This is a genomic window from Acinetobacter tandoii (assembly GCF_008867985.1).
In the GTDB taxonomy this organism is placed as follows: Bacteria; Pseudomonadota; Gammaproteobacteria; order Pseudomonadales; family Moraxellaceae; genus Acinetobacter; species Acinetobacter tandoii.
The window spans coordinates 96,440-121,306 of sequence record NZ_VXLD01000004.1; the positions used below are offsets into that span (position 1 = coordinate 96,440).

Below are 24,867 nucleotides of genomic sequence, written 5' to 3' on the forward strand. Positions count from 1 at the left end.
CTGCTCAGAGGCTATTTTTATAACCATTTATTTAGAAGGATATAGGCTGTGATTCATCACATTCCAAATGTTTTATCCAAAGAACAAGTCGCTGAATTTCGCCAATTAATGGCAACAGCAAATTGGGTAGGTGGGAAAGTAACAGCAGGTACCCTTTCTGCCTCAGTCAAACAAAATCAACAACTTTCGGAAAATGATCCCCTCACCCATCACTTAAGTGAGTTGGTGATTCAAGCCATTTGGAAAAATCCAGTTTTTCAAGCCGCTGCATTGCCACATCAAATTATTCCCCCACTGTTTAATCGTTATGATGAACATGAAAGTTTTGGTTTTCATGTTGATAACTCAATTCGCCTGATTCGTGGAACTTCACAACAAATGCGTACAGATTTATCTTGTACATTATTTTTAAGTGAACCCGAAGAATACGATGGTGGTGATTTGGTGATTGAAGACACCTATGGTTATCATGAAGTGAAGTTACCCGCTGGCGATGTCGTACTCTACCCAGCAACCAGTTTGCATGAAGTCAGTAGCATTACTCGCGGTACACGTTTTGCTTCATTTTTCTGGGTACAAAGTTTGATTCGTGATGACCAGAAACGCCATCTACTCTTTAATCTTGATGAAAGTATTCGTCAATTACGTAAGGATCATGATGATGCTTATCCTGAAGTCATGAAACTGACCAACATTTATCACAACTTGATACGAATGTGGTCAGAATTATAATTAGTTAAAGCACTTTGTTATTATATTTTTCAAAAAATAAATCTATCTTGGGAAATTTTTTCTAATATTCAAATAATACTGCAAAATTAGAAAAACATTTCCCTTACAATCCTATTAGAATAAATTATGAACTTTTTGCACTGCATGCAATTTTCGCCTAGACTCAATCAAGTACTCTGCGAATGCTTGCACAAGTAACATTACCCTATTGATCTTGATGGTTACATGATGAAAACGAATGATATTTTTGCTTTTCCGACTCACGCTCAACCTCAAATGAATCTCCTGATGCTGCGCCACGCGCGCGTATAAAAATTTTTGCTTTTTTGAGCAAAACCCCCTGAATATCCCTTTAATTTTGTTGAAATAGATACCATATATAAGTAGTGCGTTGCATTTTAATAATACTGAGCAACGGGCACTACACAAGGAGTTCCTCATGATGTTGGCTGATCCAAGTAAAAAATACCGTCGCATGTACCAGCGTGTAGACTTGCCTGACCGTCAATGGCCAAACAACGAAATTACCCAAGCGCCGATTTGGATGAGTACCGACCTTCGTGACGGTAACCAAGCAATTTTTGAACCGATGGACATGGAACAAAAGTTTAAAATGTTCCAGATGTTGGTCAAAATTGGCTTTAAGCATATTGAAATTGGCTTCCCTTCTGCGTCTCAAATCGACTTTGATTTCACGCGTAAATTGATTGAAGAAGGTCATATCCCAGATGACGTTTACATTGAAGTGTTAGTTCAAGCACGTGATCACTTGATTCAACGTACTTTTGAATCTTTACAAGGTGCAAAACGCGCGATTGTGCACATCTACAACTCTAACTCTCCGACATTCCGCCAAAAAGTATTGAATGTGGATGTTGCAGGGGCAAAACAATTAGCGATTAACGCAGCGACAAAAGTTAAAGAATATGCAGCACAACAACCAGAAACTGAATGGGTATTCCAATACAGCCCAGAATGTTTCTCTGCAACTGAATTAGAAGTCGCTAAAGATGTCTGTGATGCTGTGACTGAAATCTGGGATGCACGCCCAGACCATAAAGTGATTTTAAACTTGCCTGCAACAGTTGAAGTATCAACTCCAAATGTTTATGCAGACCAAATCGAATGGATGCATCGTAATATCCAACGTCGTGATGGCGTGATCATCTCAGTTCATTGCCACAATGACCGTGGCTGTGGTATCGCGGCTTCTGAATTGGCCATTATGGCAGGTGCTGACCGTGTAGAAGGTTGTGTGTTTGGTAATGGTGAGCGTACAGGTAATGTGGACGTTGCTGCAATCGCCTTGAACATGTACACCCAAGGTGTAGCACCAAACTTAGACTTCTCGAACATTAATGAAGTGATTGCGACAGTTGAAGAATGTACTGGTTTACCTGTACACCCACGTCATCCATATGCAGGTGACTTGGTCTTCACGGCATTCTCTGGTTCACACCAAGATGCGATCAAGAAAGGCTTTGAATACCAGAAAAATGAAGAAATCTGGGACATGCCATACTTACCAATCGATCCGAAAGACTTGGGTCGTGACTATGATGCGGTGATTCGTGTCAACAGCCAATCTGGTAAAGGCGGGATTGCCTACTTGTTAGAATCAAACTACAACGTAGTATTACCGCGTCGTTTACAAATCGAATTCTCACAAGTGGTTCAACAAGTCGCGGATGAAGAAGGTGTCGAAGTTTCAGCACAGCAAATCTGGAGCTTGTTCAAAGATACGTATGTAGAAACCAAAAATGCGCATTATTCAGCAAAAAATTACCGTTTGTCTGATGAAAATGGCAACCAAGTCATTGAATTAGACATAGAACTTGATGGTGAAATTCAACATTTACGTGGCGAAGGTAATGGACCGATTTCTGCATTCTTGAATGCGCTTCGATTACCAATTGACGTATTGAACTACGAAGAACGCAGTATTAGTTCAGGTGCACATGCCAAAGCCTTAACCTTAATTGAACTCCAAGTAAAAGGTACGGGTAAAGGTTCATTTGGTGCGGGTGTTCATGACAATACCGTCACCTCGTCAATTGAAGCGATCCTTGCGTGTACCAACCGTTTGATTGATCAAGGTGTACTCAGCACTGAACAAGTGATTGCTGCTGCGGTATAAGTATTAACAATATTGATTAGCATTAAAATGACTTTAGAAGGATACCCTCAAGTGGTATCCTTTTGTTTATTGTTCTAAAAAATTAAAGGCGAAGTATTTCTGTGTCTTTTCCAGCTGACTCAGTGGGTCTCGTAACCCCACAAAGGTTCCAATTCGAAGAGCCGTTAGAACTAGAATGTGGTCGTGTTTTACCACGTTTCGAAATAATGGTTGAAACTTACGGCACGCTCAACGCAGATCACTCGAATGCCATTCTCATTTGCCATGCTTTATCGGGACATCATCATGCTGCGGGTTATCATCATGAAGATGATAAAAAAGCAGGTTGGTGGGATGCATGTATTGGCCCTGGAAAAGCAATTGATACCTCTAAGTTTTTTGTCGTTGCCTTAAATAACATTGGGGGCTGTAGCGGCTCGACAGGTCCAACCTCACCAAATCCTGAAAATGACAATCGTCCTTATGGGCCAGATTTTCCTTTAGTGACCGTGCGTGACTGGGTAAAAACGCAAGCTATGCTGTCTGATCGCTTAGGCATTCAAACTTGGTATGCAGTGATCGGTGGTTCTTTGGGAGGCATGCAGGCTTTACAGTGGTCGGTGGATTATCCTGAGCGTTTACAGAAATGTGTGATCATCGCCAGCGCACCAAAACTCTCTGCACAGAATATTGCCTTTAACGAAGTGGCACGTCAGTCGATTTTGTCTGACCCCGACTTCCATCAAGGTCGCTACTTAGAACATGACAGCTATCCAAAACGCGGCTTAATTTTGGCACGTATGGTCGGCCATATTACCTATCTGTCAGAAGAAGCCATGAAACAAAAGTTTGGTCGTGACTTAAAGTCAGGCAAATTTATGTATGGCTTTGATGTTGAGTTCCAAGTCGAAAGTTATTTGCGTTATCAAGGTGAACAGTTCAGCCGAAACTTTGATGCCAATACCTATTTAATTATGACCAAGGCACTGGATTATTTCGATCCGTCACGTGAATATGAACATTCACTGACTCAAGCGATGTCTCAGACCCAATGTAAGTTTCTGGTGGTGTCATTTACCACGGACTGGCGCTTTACTCCTGAACGCTCACAAGAAATTGTGGATGCACTGATTAGTAATCACAAGCCTGTGAGTTATCTGGATATTGATGCTGAACAAGGTCATGATTCATTCTTATTCCCGATTCCGCTTTATGTAAAATCATTACGTGCATTTTTAGGTGGTGAAGAACAGCTTAAATCTACCGCTAAGGAGGTTGTGTAATGCGTATCGATCATCAACTCGCTGAAGCATGGATTAAACCCGACTCTAAAGTCCTCGATTTGGGCTGTGGTGATGGTGAATTGCTGGCTCATATGAGTAAACAGCACAATATTCGTGCATATGGCTTAGAAATTGATCAGGAAAAGATTGCAATTGCGATCAGCCGAGGGTTAAATATTATTCAGCAGGACTTAAATTTAGGTTTAAGTCGCTTTGCCGACCAGTCTTTTGACTATGTGGTGATGGCACAAGCTTTGCAAGCTGTAGATGCGCCTGACGTATTATTACGTGATATGGTGCGTGTGGGGAAACAGGCGATTATTACTTTTCCAAACTTTGCACATTGGAAGACCCGTTCTTTCTTGGCTTTGAAAGGAATGATGCCAGTTTCAGAAGCATTACCTTATATGTGGTATAATACTCCAAACATCCACTTATGTACTTTTCGAGATTTTGAAGCACTTTGTGCAGAAAACAACATCCGAATAATTAATCGACTCGCCGTGAATGGGGATCAGCAAGGTAGTTTACTGAGTAAACATATCCCAAATCTGTTTGGTGAAGTCGCAATTTATCGAGTGAGCGCGCTATGAAAAAATTATTATTAAGCACACTAGTTTTTGGACTTTTTAGCATTCAGTCTCATGCTGAGTATGTTTCGCCATCTACTTCCATTTCTAGTCAAGCTGCCCAATATTCAACCATGGATATTGATAACTTAATTAAAGCTGCAAAAGCGGGACAACCTGCCGCACAGTTTTACTTAGGCACCAAATACCAAACGGGTAAAGACGTCAAGCAAGATGACCGTCAAGCTTTTGCTTGGTTTAAAGCTGCTGCTGATCAGGGCTTATCCCCTGCACAGTTAAATGTAGGTCGTATGTATGCCGATGGCGTTGGGGTTGCCAAAAGTGAAACTTTGGCTCGCCAATACTTTGAAAAGGCAGCCAGCCATGGTGACAACCGTGCCAGCTTCAATCTTGCCATGATGGAAGAGCAAAAGAAAAACTATATTGGCGCTTACCAATGGTATGAACTTTCAACGCGTGATGGCATGCTCGACAATAAAGTCATTACCATGTCAGAAGGTAAAAAGACGGCTTTGGCAGCGAACCTGACCCAAGACCAGATTCGTTTGGCACGTGACCGTGCAGACAAATGGATTCAAGCGCAGTAAATTTAATGTTAAATCGCGAATAACCGACTTATAAGAGTCGGTTTTTTATTACCATAATTCAAATCTATATCATGTAAAAGCCATACAGCTGATTTTGAAGCTACGTTAATAAATATAAAGAAGATCAAATGAATGTTGAGTAATAATACATTTAAGCTATCAATTTACATAAGTACTTTCCTTATAATAAGCAGTCTGATTATATTTCAGATGTTAAAACCATTCTTTTTTGACCATTCTCAAATACTAACTTTTACGATTCAAATTACTTCTTATAAAAATGGCTATACACCAAACGATTTCATGAAAGAGTTAGAAAAAATAAATTCAGCAGCTTATGGGACGTATGAGTCTGATTACTTTTTCCCGTTTATCACAACCCATCTACAACGTGAAACAATCTTGATGCTACCAACATTCAGAAAGAATACAGACACCGAAATCAGTGATATACCAATAAAGTCAAATAATAAATTTCATTTTCAGCTCCCTCTTTATTCCCAAGAGCATTTTTATCCCATCTCTTATATTAGCTTCAATCTCCCTTCAATTTTTGGAGGTGTAACTTTTGATTGCAAAAGTAAGCTCCCACAACAAACATCTTTAATCGAGACAGAAAATTATACAGCCCGAATCATTTTTAATCGAAAAAAATGCTCTATTCAATCATATTCGTAATTCAGCTATATAATTTTTAAAATGGGTTAAAATACAGAAAATTTAGATCGGTTTAACTCATGTCTACTCAATCATGGCTCACTCAAGGCACATTAGTACTTGCCAGTAATAACAAAGGTAAAATTGCTGAATTTGAGAAACTTTTTGCCGAACTCCAACTTCCAGTCAACGTTGTACCGCAAGGTCAACTCAATATTGAAGATGCTGTGGAAGACGGACTCAGTTTTATTGAAAATGCCATCATTAAAGCCCGTCATGCCAGCCGTATTTCAGGCAAACCAGCGATTGCAGATGATTCGGGTATTTGTGTCCCAGTTTTAGGTGGTGCACCAGGCATTTATTCTGCACGTTTTGCAGGTGAACATGGCGATGATGCCGCCAACAACCAAAAGCTGTTAGAGAAATTAAAACCATTGCGTAAAGATGGTGAAACCATTGAAGGCATGTTTGTATGCGTATTAGCTTTGGTACAACATGCCGAAGATCCACTCCCACAAATTTTCCAAGGCATTTGGAAAGGTGAAGTATTAGAAGCAGCACGTGGTGAGAATGGCTTTGGTTATGACCCACTATTCTGGTTACCTGAGCTGGGCATTTCTAGTGCTGAAATGAGTAAAGAAGAAAAAAATAAAATCAGTCATCGTGGTCAAGCCATGCAACTTTTTAAACACAGTTTAGAAAAGTAATTGAGACCTTCTGCTCTCTCTTTAGGGAGAGAGCAAGAGCCTTTTTACATAAACAAATGCAATAATACGCCATACAAACTGACCACAACACAACTGACAATTGTCCCCGAAGCGATATATTTTGCCGAAGTTCCTGTCCCCTGATAATGCGTTTCTAAAGCCACTATATTTGCCGCAGGTGGCAAACAAAATAATAAGAACATGACTCCAATCGATTGTTCAATATGTGGTATAGGCAAAAAGCGATACGCTAACCCACAGAACACTAAACCACAAAGTAATTTCAAGCCTGCGGTTTGCGTACTTTGCCATAAATCTGCTTTATGAACTTTGGTGTGCCTGAGCCACATACCCAACACACACATACCTGAAAAGGTCATGCCCAACTTTGTAGCAGCATATATCCAATCAATACCATGCTGTTGTAGCCAGTGCTGTATACCCAACAACCAAAACAATGCAGCCAAACTTAAAGCAACGATTGGGGGGGAATACATGACTTTTTTCAGAATCATACTGAGTGGCTGAGGCCTATTACTCACAGCAGTGACTGCCCAAAGGTTACCAAAAATAGAACCACCGACATACAACGCCACCATAGCAGGGCTGATTTCTGTGCCGAATAGTGCAATCGCAAAAGGAAAGCCCAACCATGCCATGTTGACATAACTAAAACATAAGGCATTCAACTTATTCTTTGAAAAATAGAGGAAAAAATAAAACAATAGAACAGCGACGCAAAAGCTAAATAGCATCAAGCTAAGGCTACCTACCTGATAAAACACCATGTTGTAAATAATCACAATAGGAATAAAACACCGGGCCAATAAACTAGATAGTATTGTTTTTAATTGCGTAGCAACTGGCGTTGTGGCAAGAAGTAAACCTGTTAAAAATGCCAATAGCGGCAACAACAAAGCCACATCGATATTCCTTGAAATTTCACCTAATCATCATAACACTCATCGGTTTTTTTTCCAGAAAATCGACTGTCTTGAAATTGCAATCCTATCGTCACACCGCTGTCATGTTGAACTGTTGAGATATGGCATAAATAGAAAAGAGGAAAACAAGATGGCAGGTTTATCGATTTGGCATGTGCTAATTTTTGCAATTGTCGTGATCTTATTATTTGGTACGTCTAAACTAAAAAACTTAGGTAAAGATGTCGGCGGTGCCATTAAAGACTTTAAAAAGTCGGTTAAAGAAGATGAGACAACCTCATCACTCAATGAACCACGTACTTTAGAACACCAAAGTACCGCGGAAGTTAAAACGTCAACACGATCATAAGCCACAGGTATTTACCCAATGCTCAATATTGGAATGACTGAACTGTTGACCTTCGGCATCATTGCATTATTGGTGCTAGGACCAGATAAACTGCCTGAAGCGGCACGTTTTGCAGGTAAATGGTACGGCAAGTTCAAACGTATGATCAGCAATGTTCAAAATGACATAGATCGCGAATTACGCATGTCTGAGTTACGTGAACAAATGCAAAATGAGATGAAACGGATTCAAGAACTTGAGCTTAAAATGCAGGCTCAGATGCAAGAATTACAACAACAAAGTCATAGCGCGATCGAACAACAACAGCAAAACAGCGTTACTGAAAATAAAAATTTATTTTTGACTTATATTCCACTCACACAGCAAAAATATTCAATGCTATATCGACATCCATTACCTTCAGTAATGCCTTGTACGAATAAAATGGGGGCTGCTGTAGTGGATTGTCTTGAACAATTACCCGAATTAAAGGTGGCGGTATGAATATACCTATAGAATCCAGTCACTTGCCAAGTTCATTACAGCAAGAACAAGCACCACTAGAAGAAATGCCAATCACCAAACATCTAGTTGCATTAAGACAGCATTTGTTCAAAGTTGTTGGTTTATTGCTTGTGCTATTTTTTTGCCTACTGCCGTTTGCCAATCATACCTATCAACTCATGTCCGAGCCATTGCGTGCGCAGTTGCCTATTTCATCATCTATGATTGCGACAGATGTCACTGCGACTTTTATGGCCCCTTTTAAGCTGAACTTTTTTGTGGCGCTGATGTTGGCCATGCCATTTATTTTTTATCAAATCTGGGCCTTTATTAAACCTGCACTGTATGAAAAAGAAAAAACGCTCGCACTGCCCTTACTGGTCGGTAGCATTGGTTTATTCTATGCAGGAATTGCCTTTGCCTACTATGTGGCTTTGCCCTCAATCTTGCATTTCTTTATGAGTGTAACGCCTGAAACGGTTGCACCCATGACCGACATCAACAGCTATCTCACCTTTTGCTTAAAACTGTTTCTGGTCTTTGGTCTAACCTTTGAAATTCCAGTAATTACTTTATTGCTGATTTTGATTGGCTTGGTATCGACACAGCAGTTGGTGGAAAAACGGCGTTTTATTGTGGTCGGATGCTTTTTTATTTCCATGTTCATCACTCCACCCGATGCTTTATCCATGATTATGCTGGCAGTTCCCATGTGGATCCTGTTCGAACTGGGTTTGTTTTTTGGCAAACTGATTGAAAAGAAACGAAGTATTGCATAAAAACAATCGGTTTAACTCAGCAGACCTCGGTCTGCTTTTTTTTCATCAAAATGACTTCATTTTTTCACCAGATTTTCACTATTTGGTAAAAGTCTTGTCACATTAATTTCCTAAGTTAATGACGACTTTATAACTTATTGACGAATTAGGAAAAAACATGACCGAGCTGACGCCATATCATGAAGATCAGGAACTAGATAACAATACCTCTGATAATGTTCACTTCAGTGACATTTTAGAACAGCGTATGACACGCCGCAGTCTTATTGGTAAAACTGCAAGTGGTGCTGTAGCACTTGCATTAGCATCATCATTAACTGCGTGTAGTGATGATGATAACGATAATGCAACACCGCCAAGCAAACCTGTAGATTCTAATAAAAAACCAACAGAACTCACCTTCTCTGTAGTGAATAAAAACTTAGATGATATTGTGACTGTACCAGAAGGCTATCAAGCCACTGTACTGTATGCACTAGGTGACTCGATCAATCCAAGCTATGCCGATTGGGATGATAACAATATTCCTTCAGGCCCAAGCTTCCAGTTCCGTTCTGGAGATTGTCATGATGGTATGCACTATTTTGGTTTAAACAGTAGCAGCAAATTTGATGACACGGTGTCGACGGAAGGTTTGCTGGTGATGAACCACGAATATATCAACCAAACTTTCCTACATCCTACAGGCGCCACTAAAGTCAATGGTCGTCGCCCAGAAGAAGAGGTCATTCGTGAAACCAATGCGCATGGCGTATCGGTTGTACATATTAAAAAAGACAACGCTACGCAAAAAGTAGAGATTGTGAAAAATTCGCTTTTTAACCGTCGTATTACAGCATCAACGGTGATGGATTTTGCGGGTGCTGCAGCAAGTTCAGATTTGGTCAAAACCAAGTTCTCTCCTGCGGGCAAGCAAACTCGTGGTACGCACAACAACTGTGGTAATGGCTATACTCCTTGGGGTACTTACCTCACCACGGAAGAAAACTTCATTGGTTATTTTGCGCGTAGTGCAACGGATGATGCCAACCGTAGTGCAGCCGAAATTGTCGCACTGAAACGTTATGGTCTAAAAGCAGGTTCAAGCTCCCGTTATGGTTGGGAAACTGCGCTCGGACAACTTGAATCGCAAGACTTATATGACCGTTGGAATGCCAGTGTTGTGGCTGATCAGGCGACAGCAGACTATCGTAATGGACCGAACACTTTTGGTTGGATGGTCGAAATTGATCCTTTTGACCGTGGTCAAAACCCTGTAAAACGTACATCTTTAGGTCGTTTTGCCCATGAAGATAGTGCTTGTCGTGCTGTACAAGGTGAACCTTTAGCCTTCTATATGGGCGATGACTCACGTGGTGAATACATCTATAAGTTTGTTTCCGCTGCCAACTGGGATAGCAAGGATGTTAACGGTGGTTATACCGCTGGTGACAAATACATGAATAACGGGACCTTATATGTCGCTAAATTCAATAGCGATGGCTCGGGGCAATGGTTAGAACTCAGCTATGGTAAGAATGGTTTAGATGCATCCAATAGCGTGTATCCATTTAGCTCACAAGCCGATGTCGTGACTTTTGCGCGACTTGCAGCCGATGCTGTGGGTGCAACCAAAATGGACCGTCCTGAGTGGGCAACAGTGAACCCTGTCAATGGTGAAGTTTATGTTACGCTGACCAATAACTCGAAGCGTGGACTTGACTACCCAACAGACGCTGCCAACCCACGTAACTACGCTGATCCAGAAGGTGGTAAAGGGAACGTCAATGGTCACATTATCCGTTTTAAAGAAACCGATAATAAAACCACAGCAACAGCCTTTACGTGGGACATCTACCTATTTGGTTCTGAAGCCGCTATGGCAGCCAATATTAACTTGTCAGGCTTGACAGATAATAATGATTTGTCTTCACCTGATGGTATGTGGTTTGACCCACGTGGTGTACTGTGGATTCAAACCGATGATGGTGCCTATACAGACGTAACGAACTGCATGATGTTAGCAGCATTACCTGGACAAATTGGAGATGGTGCAGCAACCACAGCTATCAATGGTCAAGCGACCATTGCGGGTGCTCAAGTCACGGATAAAACCTTACGTCGTTTCTTAGTCGGACCTAAAGAGTGCGAAATTACAGGGATTGCCATGACACCTGATTACAAAGCCATCTTCATTAATGTACAGCACCCTGGTGAAGATTCAGCTAGCTATGATGCAGCAACTAGCCATTGGCCAGCCACACAGACGGATCCAAAGAACAGCACAGCGCGTCCACGTTCTGCAACGGTTGTCATTACCCGTAAAGACGGTGGCGTCATCGCAGGTGCATAATCCAGAATAATAAAAAAATGCCGACTTAATGTCGGCATTTTTTATGTTTGATTGCTTACATATAAAGGCATTTGTACTTGCACAATCTGCCCTTGCAACTCACCCTGTTGTGACTTTTCCAACCAGTTCCAACTGTCACTACTCATTCTTAAGAAATTAGAGCAACGCGTACCATAGGCAGGACTCTGAATAAAGGTGGAAGACAAGAGTGCCTCCATCTCAGGGCTAATGCCCGTATCTGGTAAAAGTTCAGGAATAATTTTGCGCTCATCTTCGAGAATATCCCATACCGCATATTGCAGTTCCGCTTCTGAACTTTCTCTACGCTGCAACATCGGCAATAATTCTTGGGTAAAGCGCTTACGCAAATGCCGAGTTTTTTCCCAATGCTCTGTCATCAAGCCATTCGACACCACATAGACGCCTTTGGCGAGCACTTGCGGTGCTTCACCACGATTACTCATATAAATCGCTTGCTCCCGATCTCCCAAAAACAAATTAAAACCTGCATATTTGCGTTGTTGCAGTTCTAGCTGTTTTGCAAAGCGAATTGGTGCCAAATCTGATTCTAAAAATTCTTGTACCAAATGCCCACGTGAAGTTGGATAGCTTTGCTGATCTCGTCCGTCTCGAAAATTGGTCACAACCGCCCAACGACCTGTTGCAGTTACGCCCATCCAAGTCCCACCCGATTGCAGATCTTTGCCTGCGATGACGGGACTATCTGACCATTGAAACAAGGCTTGTGTAGGACGATGATAGAACTCATCTCGGTTTGAAATTAGGCATAACGGCGTTTGCTCTAAAATATGCCATGCGAGTGCCACAATACACATAACTTTCGCTCTATATCTTTACACATTGAATGTACAACATTTTTCATTGTATTCCGCTAAAATCTCTACAAAACATAATGACTAGGAACAGGAATGCTCACCTATCCAAATATTGACCCGATTGCGATCTCATTGGGCCCCTTACAAGTCCATTGGTATGGACTGATGTATTTATTGGCTTTCCTTTTTGCATGGGGGCTCGCCACATATCGTGCCAAACTCAGAACGGGCTGGACTTCAGACATGGTCTCCGATCTGATTTTTTATGGCGCGCTTGGGGTCGTGATTGGTGGTCGTGTCGGTTATGTGTTCTTTTATGGCTTTGAACAATTTCTTGCCAATCCTTTATGGTTATTCCAAGTCTGGACGGGTGGAATGAGTTTCCACGGTGGTTTTCTTGGAGTGATGATTGCCATGTTACTTTGGTGTAAAAAGTACCAAATGACGTGGTTCCAAACCTTAGACTTTATTGCACCATGTGTCCCGACAGGCTTAATGTTTGGTCGTATTGGTAACTTCATTGGCGGTGAACTTTATGGTCGCCCTGTCTCTGACCCTAACTTTGCTTTAGGAATGATTTTTCCGACTGACCCGCTACAACTAGTTCGCCACCCCTCTCAGCTTTACCAAGCGCTATGTGAAGGACTGATTCTGTTTATTGTCCTGTGGTGGTTCAGCTCTAAACCTCGTCCTCGTATGGCGGTATCTGCACTGTTCCTGATTGGTTATGGCATTGCGCGCTTTGTGGTCGAGTTCTTCCGCGAACCTGACAATGGTCAATTATTTATTGCATGGATGAGTAAAGGACAATTCCTAACCATCCCAATGATTCTGATTGGCTTCTGGATGATGTGGTATGCCTATCAGAAGAAAGTCTACGACTGGGGACCCCTTAAAAATAATTAATTCTGTATGTCTTTGCCCTAGAGTACGATCCGTGCATCGTGCTCTAGCTTGTGCTAAAGTTTCAATTCTCTTGCTACCCCCTCTTAAAATTTATGCTCGAATTCTGGTTTGATCCTAAAATTGCAGTGTTCAAAAAACTGACACTGTTTGTACTGATTGGCTTGGTAACCGCTGGGCTGTATTGGATGCAACCTTTAACACTCGATGCCATTTTAATGTTCATGGGAACAGGAATTGTGTTTCTGATCTGCCGCTATTGCAAAACCCATTTTGCTAGTAGCAATCCTGCCGGGCTACTGTATCGTTTATTCACATGGATTCCATTGGCATTGCTTTTAGCACTGATCTTTATGCATTTAAAAACTGGAGACATTCTCATTCCTGGTGCACAGGGTATAGGCTTTATGGTGTTATCCATCTGTCTATTTTCGCCCCTATCCTTGCTCAACCAACATCAACAGGATTAACGCCAAAATGCTCGAATTTTGGTACTCAGAACGCTGCTCCCGTGAAATCAGACTCATCTGTAGTATTGGGGTATGTATCAGTATTTATTTCTGTTCTCGCATTGCGCAACTTGCACCACTATGGGTAGGATTAAGTCTGTTGTCGGGAATGCTGATACATATCCTGTTTACACAATATCTAAAATTGGCAACTTCACATCCTTATCGAATCACGCTTCGTAATGGAATTTATATATTCCAATTGTTTGCACTTTTAAGCTTGATTTATCTATTACCAGAACCGCATAAATGGGTGCTGTGGTTACAATGCTTAGGCTTTCATGCACTTGGCTTATTCTTGCTTTCAATCTATCTCAACCGTGCCAAACGTTATGATTAGCATGATGAATACTGATTGAACCTCATACTAATTCCCATAAAAAAGACCGTTTATCTCGATGTAATAAACGGTCTTTTTATGCTTATCACCCTATGATTTAGTGATCTAAGCGGTAATAACTATATTGCACATTGGCATTTTTATAAACGGCATAACCCGTTTGTTTAAAGTCAGAGACCCAACCTGAACCTGAATAACCTGCAATATGCCCATAAGTATGACCTTTGGTGCGGTCAATAATATAGATATCGCCTTTTTTCGGTTGGTCAAACGATGGGCTAATACGACGGTAGCCTAATCGCTCGAGTGTATTGCCCCAATCCGCAGCAGCAACAGGATGACCCTGTACATTTGCACCCGCAGACTGTAATGCCAGACGAATACTCTTGGCACATTTCTGGGTGCTGGTACGGCGCGTGATACTGCTTAATTTCTGCGTGAATTTATCAATATCAACACGCTGAGCATTGCTTGACGTATAATTACGGCTGCGTTCTGTGTTTGAGCGTTTGTTATCTGGTCTTTGTTGCGCATTGGAACGAATAATGATTTGTGTTTCGGCAGGAGCATGAACATCACTCATACCCGTATTAACATCATAAATCATCCTTAAAACCTCAAACTTCTTACATCAAACACAAAAAACTGAGTGCTGATAGTAGCCCGTGAAACTTAATTTTTCACACGTAAAATGTAAAAAAATATAAACATGTAACTGAGCAACCGTTAACTTACTCTTTTTTTAGAAATTGCATGGCGGCTTTAGTCAATCTTTTTGAACAAAAAATAATCAATACTCTAATTTACTTCTCGCTCGAAACCGCTTGTAATCTGCTTGATTCAATACTTTTCACATAACTTTTTATCGGATTGGTCATCCTGAATGACCACACCAATCTTGGGTGCGTTCTAGTACACAATTCAGTATAATCATCCGCATATTTTAGAATTTATATTGGGAAGATTAAGCGAATCCGTGACAGATTTGCTTGCCCAAATGGCTTATTTGAGAGTTTTATGAAGACGTATTTAGACCTGCTACAACACATCCTCGATCACGGTGGTGATAAAGGCGACCGTACTGGTACAGGTACGCGCTCGGTATTTGGTCATCAAATGCGTTTTGACCTAAATCAAGGCTTCCCTTTACTGACCACCAAAAAAGTTCATTTCCGCTCGATTGTGATTGAACTGTTGTGGTTCCTTAAAGGCGACACCAATGTAAAATATTTACAAGACAACAAAGTCAGCATTTGGGATGAATGGTCAACCGCAGAACAAACGGCTCGTTTTGGTCGCCCTGAAGGTGAACTCGGTCCTGTCTATGGCCATCAATGGCGAAACTTTGGTGCAACCAAACTTGAAAATGGATTGTATGAGCAAGATGGTTTTGACCAAATTTCATGGTTGATCAATGAAATTAAAACCAATCCAAATTCACGTCGCTTAATTGTGTCTGGTTGGAATCCACAAGAAGCAGGACAAGTTGCGCTGCCGCCATGTCATACCTTGTTCCAGTTCTTTGTCCAAGATGGCAAATTGTCTTGTCAGTTATATCAACGTAGTGCCGATGTGTTTTTAGGCGTGCCTTTTAACATTGCCAGCTATGCCTTGCTGACGCATATGGTGGCGCAAGTGTGTGGTTTAGGTGTGGGTGATTTTGTTTGGACAGGTGGCGATACCCACCTCTATGCCAACCATTTTGAGCAAGCCAAACTACAACTGAGCCGTGAACCGCTCGGTCTGTGTCAATTAAAACTCAATCCTGAAATTCAAGATATTTTCGATTTTAAATTCGAAGATATTGAAATTGTCGGCTACGAATCGCATCCTGCAATTAAAGCCCCTGTTGCCGTTTAAGCTTCAGGACAGATGCTTTCTGCACAGAGAGCATCTTTTTTCCAAATATTTCCACAGGCTAGTGATTAATGACATTCCAGAATTTAGAAGTTGTGCATGTCGTGGCAATGGATCAGCAACGCTGTATCGGCAAAGCCAATGATTTACCTTGGCATATTCCTGCCGACCTTAAACACTTTAAAGCCATCACTCAAGGTGGTGTGGTGGTTATGGGGCGTAAAACATTAGAGTCTATGGGACGCACCTTGCCTAAACGTGTCAATTGGGTCATTACCCGTGATCCAAACTGGTCTTTTGAAGGCACAAAGGTAGCCTATAGCATTGAGGAAGCACTCACACACGTGGTAGCAGATGTACAAGCTTCAGAAAAGCCTGAAAGCATCTTTATTATTGGCGGTGGTGAAATTTTTAAACAAACCATGAATATTGCAGACCGTCTGGAATTGACCCACGTTGAACTTGATGTACAAGGTGATGCGTATTATCCTGAAATTCCGACTGAATTTAAAAAAGTAAGCTCGGAAAAACAACGAGATGAAAATACTGGGATCGTGTTTGAGTTTGCAACCTATACCAAATAACTATTCAAAAATGAGTGGCTGAGTATGCAGCAAAAAGGATCAGGTACATTGTTGTTCAGAACACTACAATGGTTGATCCACTGTATTTTCAGCCTGTTTGTACTGTTATCTTCAATTTGGCTATGCCTTGCGCTCTGGATTCAACAACCTATTCATGCTGTTGTGACTTATACCCTCATTTTAGCGTGGGCCTGTTTTTCACTCAGTATCTTAGGCATTTATTTTAGTCAGCACCTCATCAGTCGCAATAAAGATATTCTGCTGTATCTTTTTGGCTTTGTATTGGCATTAGCATGGTACTTTGGCTTAGAAGCTCGACAAGACCGTGATTGGAATCCCGAAGTTTCTCGTTTGCTGAGTTATCAAATTAACGGGCATCAAGTCACTTTGCACAATGTTCGAGACTTTCACTGGCATGCCGATGGCAGTTATAGCGCTGCATGGCAAACGCGAGTTTTAGATTTAAATCAAATTACTGGGGTAAACATTATTACCTCGTACTGGACAGGCCCACAGATTGCCCATACTTTGGTCAGTTTTGATTTTGCCGATACCGCCCCGCTCACTTTTTCCATCGAAATTCGCAAGGAAAAAGGTGAAGAATTTTCCGCAATTGGCGGCTTTTTCCGTAAGTATGAACTGAATTTAGTTGCTGCCAATGAAACTGACATCATCTATACCCGTAGTAATATTCGGCATGAACAGGTCTATTTTTTCCCGATCAAGATGTCAAAAGCACAAAGCCAAGCTTTATTTCTCGAGTATCTGAATAAAGCCAGTGAACTGGCACAACAACCCAAATGGTATAATACACTGAGCAGTAACTGCACCACGCTAGTATTTGACATGATTCAGGCCGTCACACAAAAACCGCTGCCTGTAGATTACCGTCTGTTGGCATCAGGCTATTTGCCTAACTACCTCTATGACTTGAATGCAATTTCGCACCATTACAGCCTGCACGAATGGTATCGTCAGGCCCATATCAATCCCAAGGTTCAATCTTTAGCTTCAATCCAAGACTATTCCAGTACCATTCGTCAAAGACTACCAACCCATTAGGTGCTGCGTTCTGTCTTCACAAGGTAAAAGTACAAGAAGAAATACGATAATCAACTAGAAATTTAAATCTGCTTTGTTTATAAAATAAAAAATAAAGTTAAAAAAATTGGAATTACAACATGTTAAAAAAGACCTTAAGTGTTGCCCTACTCGGCTCAGCATTACTATTTGCTGGCTGCCAGTCCACACCAAGCTCTTCTGCTGCCGAGGTTAATAACTTACAAACACTACAAAACCGTACGTGGATTGCGACTCAAATTGGTTCGCAAATGCTCAAAACCAATCCAAGCGCACGTAATATTCCCGCACTACAGTTTGATGAAGCAACAAAACGTGTTTCAGGCGCTGATGGCTGTAACCGTTTGATGGGCACCTATCAAGCCACGGGCAATACCTTGGTACTTTCACAAATGGCATCTACTAAAATGGCATGTATTGATAATACCCTGCCGAATCAATTTAACACTGCACTAGCGAATGTCACTAACTATCAAGTGTATAACAACACTCTGAAATTACTGGATCGCAATGGCAACCTATTGATTGAATTTACGAGTGCAAAACAACCTCGTTAAAATTTTAAGATAAGGGTCTGTATTACAGACCTTTTTTCATTTGTATAACAAACATTACATCTTGGTGCCACAAAGTTCGCTTATCGTGGTCACGTATATTCAGAGAAGGAAAAAATTCATGCAACAAGCATTATTGGGTGGTGGCTGCTTTTGGTGTGTTGAAGCGGTATTTCTTCAATTAAAAGGGGTGACTCAGGTGGTCAGTGGGTATGCTGGTGGCACAACTGAAAATCCAAGCTATGAAGACATCTGCCGAGGCAATACAGGACATGCAGAAGTCATCCTGATTGATTTTGATGAAAGCCAAATTCAATACTCACAATTGCTTGAAGTATTTTTTGCAACGCATGACCCAACAACACTAAACCGTCAAGGCAATGATATTGGTACACAATATCGCTCAGTGATTTATTACTTCAACCCAGAGCAACAACAAGCGGCTGAACGAATCATTCAGGAATTAAAAGCCCAAGGCATCAATATTGTCACCGAAGTGACCCCTGCACCACAGTTTTACCCTGCCGAGGAGTATCACCAAAATTACTTTGCTCGGAACCCAACCCAAGGTTACTGTAATTTCGCTATACCGCCAAAACTGCTGAAATTACACAGCAAGTTCCAATCACTGCTGAAAACTGAATAAGTCAGCAATAAAAAAGCGACCAATATGGTCGCTTTTCTCGCATCATCAATGCTTAATTTTCACTGACAAAAGCAATATCACTGAGTCCGGCTTCACTCGCACGTGACATCACTTGTGCAACAGTATCATAGCGTGATTCTTTATCTGCACGTAATTGTACCGTTGGCTTCTGTGCGGCTTGACCTGCATCATTAAAACGAGTCTGTAACTCATCTAAACTAATAATTTGGTCATTCCACGCCACTTCACCATTGGCATTAATACTGACTGTAATTGCTTCAGGTGGTGGATCAACAATATCCGCAGTGGTTTTTGGCAAGGTTAATGGAATTGATGGGTTGGCAACGGTCGCAGTCACCAAGAAGATGATCATCAATACCAACATAATATCGATGAGCGGAATGAGATTCATCTCATTCATGCCCGAATCGTTGTCTTCACCCAATTGAAAAGCCATTAAGCTTGACCTCCAACTAAACCTTGTTGTGTCGCTTTTACTTCAACTTTTTGCGTTGTTGTTTCTTGCTGCAACATAGTGTCAATCAATAAGCTGTGTGCTTGATCTTGCAGTTCATTTGACAAAGTACGGTTGGCACGCACACAAATGTTGTACGCCAATACCGCAGGAATCGCAACCGCCAAACCTAAACCTGTCATGATCAGTGCTTCACCTACAGGGGTTGCCACTTGAGCTAAACCTGCTTGACCGCTTTTACCTACAGCAACTAGAGCATGGAAGATACCCCAAACTGTACCAAATAAACCGACAAAAGGACCGATCGAAGCAATGGTACCTAAAACAGAAATTCCTTTTTCAGCATTGGCTTTTTCAACCGAAATTTGACGCAATAATGCTTGTTCTGCTACCGCTTTACGCTGTTCAAAACTTAAAGGTGCCAATTTTGCTTTCAGCTTAGTGAGTGCTGCTGCAAGTTGAGCATGTGCTTGTTGTTTAAGTTGGCGTGTGCCCATCAGACGTAAAATAAAAATCGTCCATGTTGCGATAGACATTGCCAATAATACGAAATACAGGGTTTTACTCACCGCATCCGCATGTTGCCAATAAACTGAAAAGTTCATACTCGAACTCCTGAAATAGTTAGCCGTTAGGATTCAATGTCAATTCAAAGGGTTGCTCTGCTCGAATAGGGTAAGCAACGCCATTTTCCTTGTACGGTTTGAATTTTGCATTACGCACAGAGCGTAAAATCTTTTCATCTAAAGCGGAAACACCTGTCGACTTGGTCACACGTGCATTAGTAATTTTACCCTTTTCATCGGCTTCAATGAGGATGATGATGCTACGTGTCTCACCCTTTAAGTCACTGTTGCTGTAACTTGGCTTTGGCGAACGACTCCATTGCACCCCTGAACCACCAATTGAAACATTTCTTGTTGTTGGTGTTGGCGCAGGTCTTTCCACCACTGGTTGAGCTACAGGTGCAGGTCTACTCACCACTCTGGTTTCAACCGCTGGAGTACTCACCACGGCTGGTCTCTGCGGTTGTACTGTAGGCTGTGTAACAGGTTTAACGGTTTCTGCTTTTTTAACTTGTTGAACTTTTTCCACCTTCTTCGGAGGTTGTGGCTGAGGTTTTTCTACCACTTTGACCTCTTTTACTTCCTTTGGCTTCGGCTGTTCTTTTTTCGGTTCAGCTTTTGGCTTTGGCGGTAAAGGTTTCGGTTGTTCTTGAATTTTGACAAATCGTACTTTTAATGGCTCTTTTTCCACTTTCGGAAGTTCAGGCGCTTTCATTTGGCTGATCGCCCACAATACCCCAACATGCCCTATGGCAACTGCAATTAAGGCTGAGATGATTTTCTTTTTCATCGGATTAGGAGCTTGCATAGAAGGGGTAGAAAGTTGACTCATTAGAATCTATGACCTAAAAGAAGCGACTGCTCACGACAGTTTAATCGTGGATTTAACAATCAAGCTCATCGGTTAGTACAATTAAAGTATCGCAATAATAAATGAGAAGTGTTTTCATTTGCAACTATTAATTTCACTGTTTTAATGAGTTTTTTGAATCAAAATAAAAAAAGGACCGTTAAAAAACTGGTCCTTTTTCGCATAGGCTAAAAATAGTTATTGGAAAACAACAGTTTTATTTCCATCGACAATAATACGGTCTTCTAAATGCCATTTTACTGCACGCGCCAAAACATTACGTTCAACGTCTTGACCCAATTCACGCAATTGCTCAACAGTAAAGTCGTGATTCACACGCTCAACATCCTGCTCAATAATTGGACCTTGGTCTAAATCAGCAGTGACATAGTGAGCCGTAGCACCAATCAGTTTCACACCTTTCTCATGTGCTTGTTTGTATGGATTTGCCCCGACAAAAGCAGGTAGGAAAGAATGGTGAATATTGATGATTTTCATTTCCCAATGCTTCACAAACTCTTCATCCAGAATTTGCATATAACGCGCTAAAACAAGTAAATCGTTGCCTTGCATCAATTCATCAATTTTTGCATAGGCCTCACGTTTGTTTTCTTTGGTCACAGGAACCACTTCAAACGGGATACCGAAGTTCTCTACTGCTTCACGTAAATCAGGATGATTGGAAACTACCTTCGTGATTTCACATGGTAAACCACCACGCGCATGACGCCATAACAGTTCAAGCAAAGCATGGTCAACTTTAGAGACCAAAATACCTACTTTTTTCACATCGCTAACCAAGGTCAAGCGCCATTGCATAGCGTAGCGTTCTGCAACATTTACCGCAAAAGTCTGGATCAAACTTTCTTTACGTGTTTGCAAATGGTCTAATTCAAACTCAACACGCATGAAATAACGCCCGCCCGAAGCTTCCGTTGCGTACTGATCAAGTGCGGTAATATTTGCTCCCTGATGATACAAAAAGCTCGATACAGCCTGCACGATCCCTGGCTTATCTTCACAAGTAATCAGTAAGCGTGCTGTGTTGGCAGTTGTCATGTTCATGTTGGTTCTTGTTACACCTAATTTAAATAAGCCGAGTATTCTAGCGCGTTTTACACGCTGACTAAATAGCTGGTTTCAGCTTCAATTGTTTTTCACATGTGAGAGACTGGCAAATAGCTCAGAAGGGCCAAAACTTTCCAGTAATCGCTCATAGGTTTCACGGCTTTCACCACGTAAATAGGCCCCTTCAAGGAACACCATTTGACGTAAAGCTTGCCACACCCACTTTTCTTCCAGATGGTTAGAATCACTGATGTGCCCAGACATATATAAGAAGTTGGTCCAGTTGGTCAGTACAATCCACAAGTTAATGACCAAGGCTTCAATTTCTGAAGACGTCATTTGCATTAAACCTGCATCCACAAAGGCCTGATAAATTTTCTGACCTTGTTGCATGACTTGTCCCGCAAAACGTGGATACATTTTTCGAAAATCTTCATTATTTTCAACCAAATGATAAACATCACGGTGCAAAAAGCGATAAGCCCACAACTGGTTGCTTAAGACTTGAAAATAACTAATTTTGTCATTCACATCCAAAGCACGGTCATCGGGTAGCGCGAGCATTTCCAGCGTTTCTTTCTGGTACTGCTCCATCAACTCTTTAATAATTTCATTTTTATTGCGAAAGTGGTAATACAAATTGCCTGGACTCATGCCCAATTCAGCAGCAATATGATTGGTTGTGACCGAGCGTTCACCACGTTCATTAAACAACTGCAAACTCAATTGCAAAATGCGTTCTTTGGTTTTCACCGTTTTGGAGTGAGACATCCTAAAGTAACCATATATTCAATGGGTTAGAAAACTAACACAGTAAGAGACTTGACTATTTAGAGTATTTGCTCTAAAAAATTAATTATCCGCTTTAATGTAACTGGTAGTGCGTCATGAACAGTCAAACAAAAACAACAGCAATGACACCGCATGCTTTTGATCTTCAATACTTACACGACGTACTTGAACAACAAAAGCATGCTTACCAACGTTATCCTTTACCAACAGCAAAGGAACGTATAGATCGTTTAGCACGGCTTAAGCGTATCTTGGTTAAGTACCAAGATCAATTCGCAGAAGCAATCGACCTCGATTATGGTAACCGTTCTATTGCCGAAACCAAAATCGGTGAATTACTCACCTGTCTTGAACAGATTAAATATTATAGCAAGCATTTAGCAAAATGGATGAAGCCCTCCAAGCGACACGTCGGAATCATCCATCAACCTGCTAAAGCTTGGGTGCAATATCAACCTTTAGGTATCATTGGTATTATTGCGCCTTGGAACTATCCTTTATTGCTCTCGGTTGGTCCTCTCATTTGTGCTTTAGCTGCGGGCAACCATGCCATGATTAAAGTCTCAAGCTCATCCTCTAACTTTGGACGTGTACTTGAACTGGCTTTATCTGAAATCTTCCCACAAGAGTTGGTGGCTGTCATAAATGGCGGTGGTGCCATTTCAGATGCCTTTAGTCATCTGGCTTTTGATAAAATTGTATTTACAGGCTCCACCAATGTTGGCAAAACTGTGATGGCAGCCGCTTCAGAAAATTTAGTTCCCGTGATTCTTGAACTGGGCGGTAAATCACCTGTATTGGTACACCCGTCTATTGACTTAGAAGATGTCGCTCAGCGCGTTGCTGTCGGCAAACTGTGGAATGCAGGTCAAACTTGTGTTGCACCTGACTTTATGTTTCTACCAAAAGGCAAAACCCAAGAGTTTATTGAAAAGTTTCAAGCTTGCGTTTTAGAGATGTACCCGCATTTCAAAGATAATCAGGATTACACTTCTATTATTAATGATAAGCAATACCGACGTATTCAAGGCTATTTAGAAAATGCTCAAGCGCATGGCGCACGAATTATTGCGATTAACCCATTGCATGAAGATTTGCACGAAGTACGTAAAATTGCACCAACCATTGTCGCAGGCGTGACGCCAGACATGCAGATTATGCAGAATGAGATCTTTGGTCCTCTATTACCAATCATGGAATATGATCAAATTGATGATGTAATCGACTTTATTAATAGCCGTCCTCGCCCACTTGCTTTATACTACTTCGACTTTGATCAGGCGCGTGCGGATTATGTCGCACAGCGTACCCATTCAGGGCATTTTGGACAAAACACGGTATTAACCCATGTTGCACAAGACGATTTACCATTTGGTGGCGTTGGTGCATCAGGAATGGGAAAATATCATGGTCCAGAAGGTTTCTTCAGTTTGTCGCATGAACGGTCTATGATGTCGAATCCAAAGCTGTACAGCTTTAAATACATTCTCCCACCGTTTAATAAGCCGATTCACAAATTGATTTTGAAAACTCTTCTTCGCTAAGTGATCAAGGCATGATCTATCGCATTGGGTCATGTCCCGTTTTATCAAAAATCGCTTGTCTTTTAAGCGCATTTTTGATATAAAACGCCCCTTGAATGAATTCAATCCGTTTATTTTTGACTGGCCATACAGATTTGCTGTTGGCTAAATCAATGGAGTTACACCATGTCTAAGGTTTGCCAAGTTACCGGCAAGCGTCCAGTCGTTGGTAACAACGTCTCACACGCCAACAACAAAACTAAGCGCCGGTTCGAGCCGAACCTGCATCACCACCGTTTCTGGTTAGAAAGCGAAAAACGTTTCGTACGTCTTCGTTTAACCACTAAAGGTATGCGTATTATCGACAAATTGGGCATTGAAAAGGTTGTTGCTGACCTTCGTGCTCAAGGTCAAAAGATCTAAGTAAGGAGTCAGGACAATGCGTGATAAGATTCGCTTAGTTTCTACAGCTGGTACAGGTTATTTCTATACCACTACTAAAAACAAACGTACTATGCCGGAAAAAATGGAAATCAAAAAATTTGATCCAAAAATCCGTCAACACGTAATTTTTAAAGAAGCTAAAATCAAATAATTTTGGTTTCTTAAAAGAAAACGACCTAATCTTAGGTCGTTTTTTTTTGCATTTTTTTTATGCATCTTGATAAACTTAAATAAATTTTTGGCATTCTTTGTGCTTATTTCTTTTCACCCTTAACTTTCTG

At 41.3% G+C, this 24,867-nt stretch carries 29 protein-coding genes; 21 read left to right on the forward strand and 8 right to left on the reverse strand.

Features of this window, described 5'->3' with window-relative positions; all coding sequences use genetic code 11:
• Window positions 1-48: 48 nt before the first annotated feature.
• The 6 genes from F4W09_RS07975 to rdgB all read left to right on the forward strand — a co-directional run bounded on the left by F4W09_RS07975 (window position 49) and on the right by rdgB (window position 6,672).
• Window positions 49-732: a Fe2+-dependent dioxygenase gene (locus F4W09_RS07975; protein WP_016168233.1), complete on the forward strand. Its 684-nt coding sequence runs from the start codon at window positions 49-51 to the stop codon at window positions 730-732.
• A gap of 439 nt (window positions 733-1,171) precedes the next feature.
• Window positions 1,172-2,869, forward strand: coding sequence for a 2-isopropylmalate synthase (gene leuA, locus F4W09_RS07980; protein WP_151504523.1), 1,698 nt, complete (start codon window positions 1,172-1,174; stop codon window positions 2,867-2,869).
• A gap of 101 nt (window positions 2,870-2,970) precedes the next feature.
• The gene (gene metX, locus F4W09_RS07985; RefSeq protein ID WP_151504524.1) at window positions 2,971-4,131 is read left to right on the forward strand and encodes a homoserine O-succinyltransferase MetX; all 1,161 of its coding nucleotides are present in this window, start codon (window positions 2,971-2,973) and stop codon (window positions 4,129-4,131) included.
• On the forward strand, window positions 4,131-4,724 hold the full coding sequence (metW, locus tag F4W09_RS07990) for a methionine biosynthesis protein MetW (protein ID WP_016168236.1): 594 nt from the start codon (window positions 4,131-4,133) through the stop codon (window positions 4,722-4,724). The genes metX and metW overlap by 1 nt, the downstream gene beginning before the upstream one ends.
• On the forward strand, window positions 4,721-5,308 hold the full coding sequence (locus F4W09_RS07995; RefSeq protein ID WP_131263958.1) for a tetratricopeptide repeat protein: 588 nt from the start codon (window positions 4,721-4,723) through the stop codon (window positions 5,306-5,308). The genes metW and F4W09_RS07995 overlap by 4 nt, the downstream gene beginning before the upstream one ends.
• A 737-nt stretch (window positions 5,309-6,045) precedes the next feature.
• On the forward strand, window positions 6,046-6,672 hold the full coding sequence (gene rdgB / locus F4W09_RS08005) for an RdgB/HAM1 family non-canonical purine NTP pyrophosphatase (RefSeq protein ID WP_151504526.1): 627 nt from the start codon (window positions 6,046-6,048) through the stop codon (window positions 6,670-6,672).
• Window positions 6,673-6,716: 44 nt separating this feature from the next.
• Here the strand turns inward: rdgB and F4W09_RS08010 are convergent, their stop codons facing one another.
• Complete coding sequence (locus tag F4W09_RS08010) at window positions 6,717-7,595, reverse strand: AEC family transporter (RefSeq protein ID WP_044740066.1); 879 nt, start codon at window positions 7,593-7,595, stop codon at window positions 6,717-6,719.
• 151 nt (window positions 7,596-7,746) lie between these two features.
• Here F4W09_RS08010 and tatA point away from each other — a divergent pair, with 151 nt between their 5' ends.
• The 4 genes from tatA to F4W09_RS08030 all read left to right on the forward strand — a co-directional run bounded on the left by tatA (window position 7,747) and on the right by F4W09_RS08030 (window position 11,559).
• The gene (tatA, locus tag F4W09_RS08015) at window positions 7,747-7,965 is read left to right on the forward strand and encodes a Sec-independent protein translocase subunit TatA (RefSeq protein WP_016168241.1); all 219 of its coding nucleotides are present in this window, start codon (window positions 7,747-7,749) and stop codon (window positions 7,963-7,965) included.
• Between the two features lie 18 nt (window positions 7,966-7,983).
• Window positions 7,984-8,448, forward strand: coding sequence for a Sec-independent protein translocase protein TatB (gene tatB / locus F4W09_RS08020; RefSeq protein ID WP_044740067.1), 465 nt, complete (start codon window positions 7,984-7,986; stop codon window positions 8,446-8,448).
• Window positions 8,445-9,227, forward strand: coding sequence for a twin-arginine translocase subunit TatC (gene tatC, locus F4W09_RS08025; RefSeq protein WP_044740068.1), 783 nt, complete (start codon window positions 8,445-8,447; stop codon window positions 9,225-9,227). Before tatB ends, tatC begins: the two co-directional genes overlap by 4 nt.
• A 157-nt stretch (window positions 9,228-9,384) precedes the next feature.
• Window positions 9,385-11,559 carry a PhoX family protein gene (locus F4W09_RS08030; RefSeq protein WP_151504527.1) on the forward strand — a complete coding sequence of 725 codons (2,175 nt, stop codon included), beginning with the start codon at window positions 9,385-9,387 and terminating at the stop codon, window positions 11,557-11,559.
• Between the two features lie 41 nt (window positions 11,560-11,600).
• Here the strand turns inward: F4W09_RS08030 and F4W09_RS08035 are convergent, their stop codons facing one another.
• A complete protein-coding gene (locus F4W09_RS08035; RefSeq protein ID WP_151504528.1) occupies window positions 11,601-12,395 on the reverse strand; it encodes an NRDE family protein in 795 nt (264 codons plus the stop codon).
• A gap of 93 nt (window positions 12,396-12,488) precedes the next feature.
• Between F4W09_RS08035 and lgt the strand changes: the two genes are divergently transcribed.
• From lgt to F4W09_RS08050, 3 genes are all read left to right on the forward strand, one after another.
• Window positions 12,489-13,301, forward strand: a complete 813-nt coding sequence (gene lgt, locus F4W09_RS08040; RefSeq protein WP_016168246.1) for a prolipoprotein diacylglyceryl transferase — start codon at window positions 12,489-12,491, stop codon at window positions 13,299-13,301.
• Between the two features lie 92 nt (window positions 13,302-13,393).
• Window positions 13,394-13,768, forward strand: a complete 375-nt coding sequence (locus F4W09_RS08045; protein ID WP_044740071.1) for a hypothetical protein — start codon at window positions 13,394-13,396, stop codon at window positions 13,766-13,768.
• A 7-nt stretch (window positions 13,769-13,775) separates the two neighbouring features.
• Window positions 13,776-14,147 (forward strand): hypothetical protein, encoded by a 372-nt coding sequence (locus tag F4W09_RS08050; protein WP_151504529.1) that lies wholly within the window; start codon window positions 13,776-13,778, stop codon window positions 14,145-14,147.
• 97 nt (window positions 14,148-14,244) lie between these two features.
• Here the strand turns inward: F4W09_RS08050 and F4W09_RS08055 are convergent, their stop codons facing one another.
• Window positions 14,245-14,754, reverse strand: a complete 510-nt coding sequence (locus F4W09_RS08055; protein ID WP_044740073.1) for a peptidoglycan amidohydrolase family protein — start codon at window positions 14,752-14,754, stop codon at window positions 14,245-14,247.
• 410 nt (window positions 14,755-15,164) lie between these two features.
• On the opposite strand from F4W09_RS08055, the gene thyA reads away from it, so the two are divergent.
• From thyA to msrA, 5 genes are all read left to right on the forward strand, one after another.
• Complete coding sequence (gene thyA, locus F4W09_RS08060) at window positions 15,165-16,007, forward strand: thymidylate synthase (RefSeq protein WP_044740074.1); 843 nt, start codon at window positions 15,165-15,167, stop codon at window positions 16,005-16,007.
• Between the two features lie 68 nt (window positions 16,008-16,075).
• The gene (locus tag F4W09_RS08065; RefSeq protein ID WP_151504530.1) at window positions 16,076-16,588 is read left to right on the forward strand and encodes a dihydrofolate reductase; all 513 of its coding nucleotides are present in this window, start codon (window positions 16,076-16,078) and stop codon (window positions 16,586-16,588) included.
• 24 nt (window positions 16,589-16,612) lie between these two features.
• Window positions 16,613-17,650 carry an Lnb N-terminal periplasmic domain-containing protein gene (locus F4W09_RS08070; protein ID WP_151504531.1) on the forward strand — a complete coding sequence of 346 codons (1,038 nt, stop codon included), beginning with the start codon at window positions 16,613-16,615 and terminating at the stop codon, window positions 17,648-17,650.
• A 119-nt stretch (window positions 17,651-17,769) separates the two neighbouring features.
• The gene (locus F4W09_RS08075) at window positions 17,770-18,225 is read left to right on the forward strand and encodes an META domain-containing protein (RefSeq protein ID WP_151504532.1); all 456 of its coding nucleotides are present in this window, start codon (window positions 17,770-17,772) and stop codon (window positions 18,223-18,225) included.
• A gap of 118 nt (window positions 18,226-18,343) precedes the next feature.
• Window positions 18,344-18,868, forward strand: a complete 525-nt coding sequence (gene msrA, locus F4W09_RS08080) for a peptide-methionine (S)-S-oxide reductase MsrA (RefSeq protein ID WP_016168254.1) — start codon at window positions 18,344-18,346, stop codon at window positions 18,866-18,868.
• 52 nt (window positions 18,869-18,920) lie between these two features.
• On the opposite strand, the gene F4W09_RS08085 is transcribed toward msrA, so the two are convergent.
• From F4W09_RS08085 to F4W09_RS08105, 5 genes are all read right to left on the reverse strand, one after another.
• Window positions 18,921-19,325 (reverse strand): ExbD/TolR family protein, encoded by a 405-nt coding sequence (locus F4W09_RS08085; RefSeq protein WP_016168255.1) that lies wholly within the window; start codon window positions 19,323-19,325, stop codon window positions 18,921-18,923.
• Window positions 19,325-19,948, reverse strand: coding sequence for a MotA/TolQ/ExbB proton channel family protein (locus F4W09_RS08090; RefSeq protein ID WP_131263976.1), 624 nt, complete (start codon window positions 19,946-19,948; stop codon window positions 19,325-19,327). Before F4W09_RS08090 ends, F4W09_RS08085 begins: the two co-directional genes overlap by 1 nt.
• A gap of 19 nt (window positions 19,949-19,967) precedes the next feature.
• Entirely contained in the window at window positions 19,968-20,741 is a 774-nt protein-coding gene (locus F4W09_RS08095; RefSeq protein WP_151504533.1) for an energy transducer TonB family protein, read from the reverse strand.
• Window positions 20,742-20,957: 216 nt separating this feature from the next.
• Window positions 20,958-21,824, reverse strand: coding sequence for a formyltetrahydrofolate deformylase (gene purU, locus F4W09_RS08100; RefSeq protein ID WP_026440903.1), 867 nt, complete (start codon window positions 21,822-21,824; stop codon window positions 20,958-20,960).
• Between the two features lie 81 nt (window positions 21,825-21,905).
• Window positions 21,906-22,598: a TetR/AcrR family transcriptional regulator gene (locus tag F4W09_RS08105; RefSeq protein WP_016168259.1), complete on the reverse strand. Its 693-nt coding sequence runs from the start codon at window positions 22,596-22,598 to the stop codon at window positions 21,906-21,908.
• Window positions 22,599-22,714: 116 nt separating this feature from the next.
• On the opposite strand from F4W09_RS08105, the gene F4W09_RS08110 reads away from it, so the two are divergent.
• The 3 genes from F4W09_RS08110 (at window position 22,715) to rpmG (ending at window position 24,737) form a co-directional block, all read left to right on the forward strand.
• Window positions 22,715-24,163, forward strand: a complete 1,449-nt coding sequence (locus F4W09_RS08110) for a coniferyl aldehyde dehydrogenase (protein ID WP_016168260.1) — start codon at window positions 22,715-22,717, stop codon at window positions 24,161-24,163.
• A 165-nt stretch (window positions 24,164-24,328) separates the two neighbouring features.
• Window positions 24,329-24,565 carry a 50S ribosomal protein L28 gene (gene rpmB / locus F4W09_RS08115; protein ID WP_000048256.1) on the forward strand — a complete coding sequence of 79 codons (237 nt, stop codon included), beginning with the start codon at window positions 24,329-24,331 and terminating at the stop codon, window positions 24,563-24,565.
• A gap of 16 nt (window positions 24,566-24,581) precedes the next feature.
• Entirely contained in the window at window positions 24,582-24,737 is a 156-nt protein-coding gene (gene rpmG / locus F4W09_RS08120; RefSeq protein ID WP_003654787.1) for a 50S ribosomal protein L33, read from the forward strand.
• Window positions 24,738-24,867 lie beyond the last annotated feature (130 nt).

What these genes read in the sequence shown, in the direction of transcription:
- leuA (WP_151504523.1), top strand. Translation starts at nt 1,172, where the DNA reads ATGATGTTGGCTGATCCAAGTAAAAAATACCGTCGCATGTACCAGCGT.
- metW (WP_016168236.1), top strand. Translation starts at nt 4,131, where the DNA reads ATGCGTATCGATCATCAACTCGCTGAAGCATGGATTAAACCCGACTCT.
- F4W09_RS07995 (WP_131263958.1), top strand. Translation starts at nt 4,721, where the DNA reads ATGAAAAAATTATTATTAAGCACACTAGTTTTTGGACTTTTTAGCATT.
- rdgB (WP_151504526.1), top strand. Translation starts at nt 6,046, where the DNA reads ATGTCTACTCAATCATGGCTCACTCAAGGCACATTAGTACTTGCCAGT.
- tatA (WP_016168241.1), top strand. Translation starts at nt 7,747, where the DNA reads ATGGCAGGTTTATCGATTTGGCATGTGCTAATTTTTGCAATTGTCGTG.
- tatB (WP_044740067.1), top strand. Translation starts at nt 7,984, where the DNA reads ATGCTCAATATTGGAATGACTGAACTGTTGACCTTCGGCATCATTGCA.
- tatC (WP_044740068.1), top strand. Translation starts at nt 8,445, where the DNA reads ATGAATATACCTATAGAATCCAGTCACTTGCCAAGTTCATTACAGCAA.
- F4W09_RS08030 (WP_151504527.1), top strand. Translation starts at nt 9,385, where the DNA reads ATGACCGAGCTGACGCCATATCATGAAGATCAGGAACTAGATAACAAT.
- F4W09_RS08035 (WP_151504528.1), bottom strand. Translation starts at nt 12,395, where the DNA reads ATGTGTATTGTGGCACTCGCATGGCATATTTTAGAGCAAACGCCGTTA.
- lgt (WP_016168246.1), top strand. Translation starts at nt 12,489, where the DNA reads ATGCTCACCTATCCAAATATTGACCCGATTGCGATCTCATTGGGCCCC.
- F4W09_RS08045 (WP_044740071.1), top strand. Translation starts at nt 13,394, where the DNA reads ATGCTCGAATTCTGGTTTGATCCTAAAATTGCAGTGTTCAAAAAACTG.
- F4W09_RS08050 (WP_151504529.1), top strand. Translation starts at nt 13,776, where the DNA reads ATGCTCGAATTTTGGTACTCAGAACGCTGCTCCCGTGAAATCAGACTC.
- F4W09_RS08055 (WP_044740073.1), bottom strand. Translation starts at nt 14,754, where the DNA reads ATGATTTATGATGTTAATACGGGTATGAGTGATGTTCATGCTCCTGCC.
- thyA (WP_044740074.1), top strand. Translation starts at nt 15,165, where the DNA reads ATGAAGACGTATTTAGACCTGCTACAACACATCCTCGATCACGGTGGT.
- F4W09_RS08065 (WP_151504530.1), top strand. Translation starts at nt 16,076, where the DNA reads ATGACATTCCAGAATTTAGAAGTTGTGCATGTCGTGGCAATGGATCAG.
- F4W09_RS08070 (WP_151504531.1), top strand. Translation starts at nt 16,613, where the DNA reads ATGCAGCAAAAAGGATCAGGTACATTGTTGTTCAGAACACTACAATGG.
- F4W09_RS08075 (WP_151504532.1), top strand. Translation starts at nt 17,770, where the DNA reads ATGTTAAAAAAGACCTTAAGTGTTGCCCTACTCGGCTCAGCATTACTA.
- msrA (WP_016168254.1), top strand. Translation starts at nt 18,344, where the DNA reads ATGCAACAAGCATTATTGGGTGGTGGCTGCTTTTGGTGTGTTGAAGCG.
- F4W09_RS08085 (WP_016168255.1), bottom strand. Translation starts at nt 19,325, where the DNA reads ATGGCTTTTCAATTGGGTGAAGACAACGATTCGGGCATGAATGAGATG.
- F4W09_RS08090 (WP_131263976.1), bottom strand. Translation starts at nt 19,948, where the DNA reads ATGAACTTTTCAGTTTATTGGCAACATGCGGATGCGGTGAGTAAAACC.
- F4W09_RS08095 (WP_151504533.1), bottom strand. Translation starts at nt 20,741, where the DNA reads ATGAGTCAACTTTCTACCCCTTCTATGCAAGCTCCTAATCCGATGAAA.
- purU (WP_026440903.1), bottom strand. Translation starts at nt 21,824, where the DNA reads ATGAACATGACAACTGCCAACACAGCACGCTTACTGATTACTTGTGAA.
- F4W09_RS08105 (WP_016168259.1), bottom strand. Translation starts at nt 22,598, where the DNA reads ATGTCTCACTCCAAAACGGTGAAAACCAAAGAACGCATTTTGCAATTG.
- F4W09_RS08110 (WP_016168260.1), top strand. Translation starts at nt 22,715, where the DNA reads ATGAACAGTCAAACAAAAACAACAGCAATGACACCGCATGCTTTTGAT.
- rpmB (WP_000048256.1), top strand. Translation starts at nt 24,329, where the DNA reads ATGTCTAAGGTTTGCCAAGTTACCGGCAAGCGTCCAGTCGTTGGTAAC.
- rpmG (WP_003654787.1), top strand. Translation starts at nt 24,582, where the DNA reads ATGCGTGATAAGATTCGCTTAGTTTCTACAGCTGGTACAGGTTATTTC.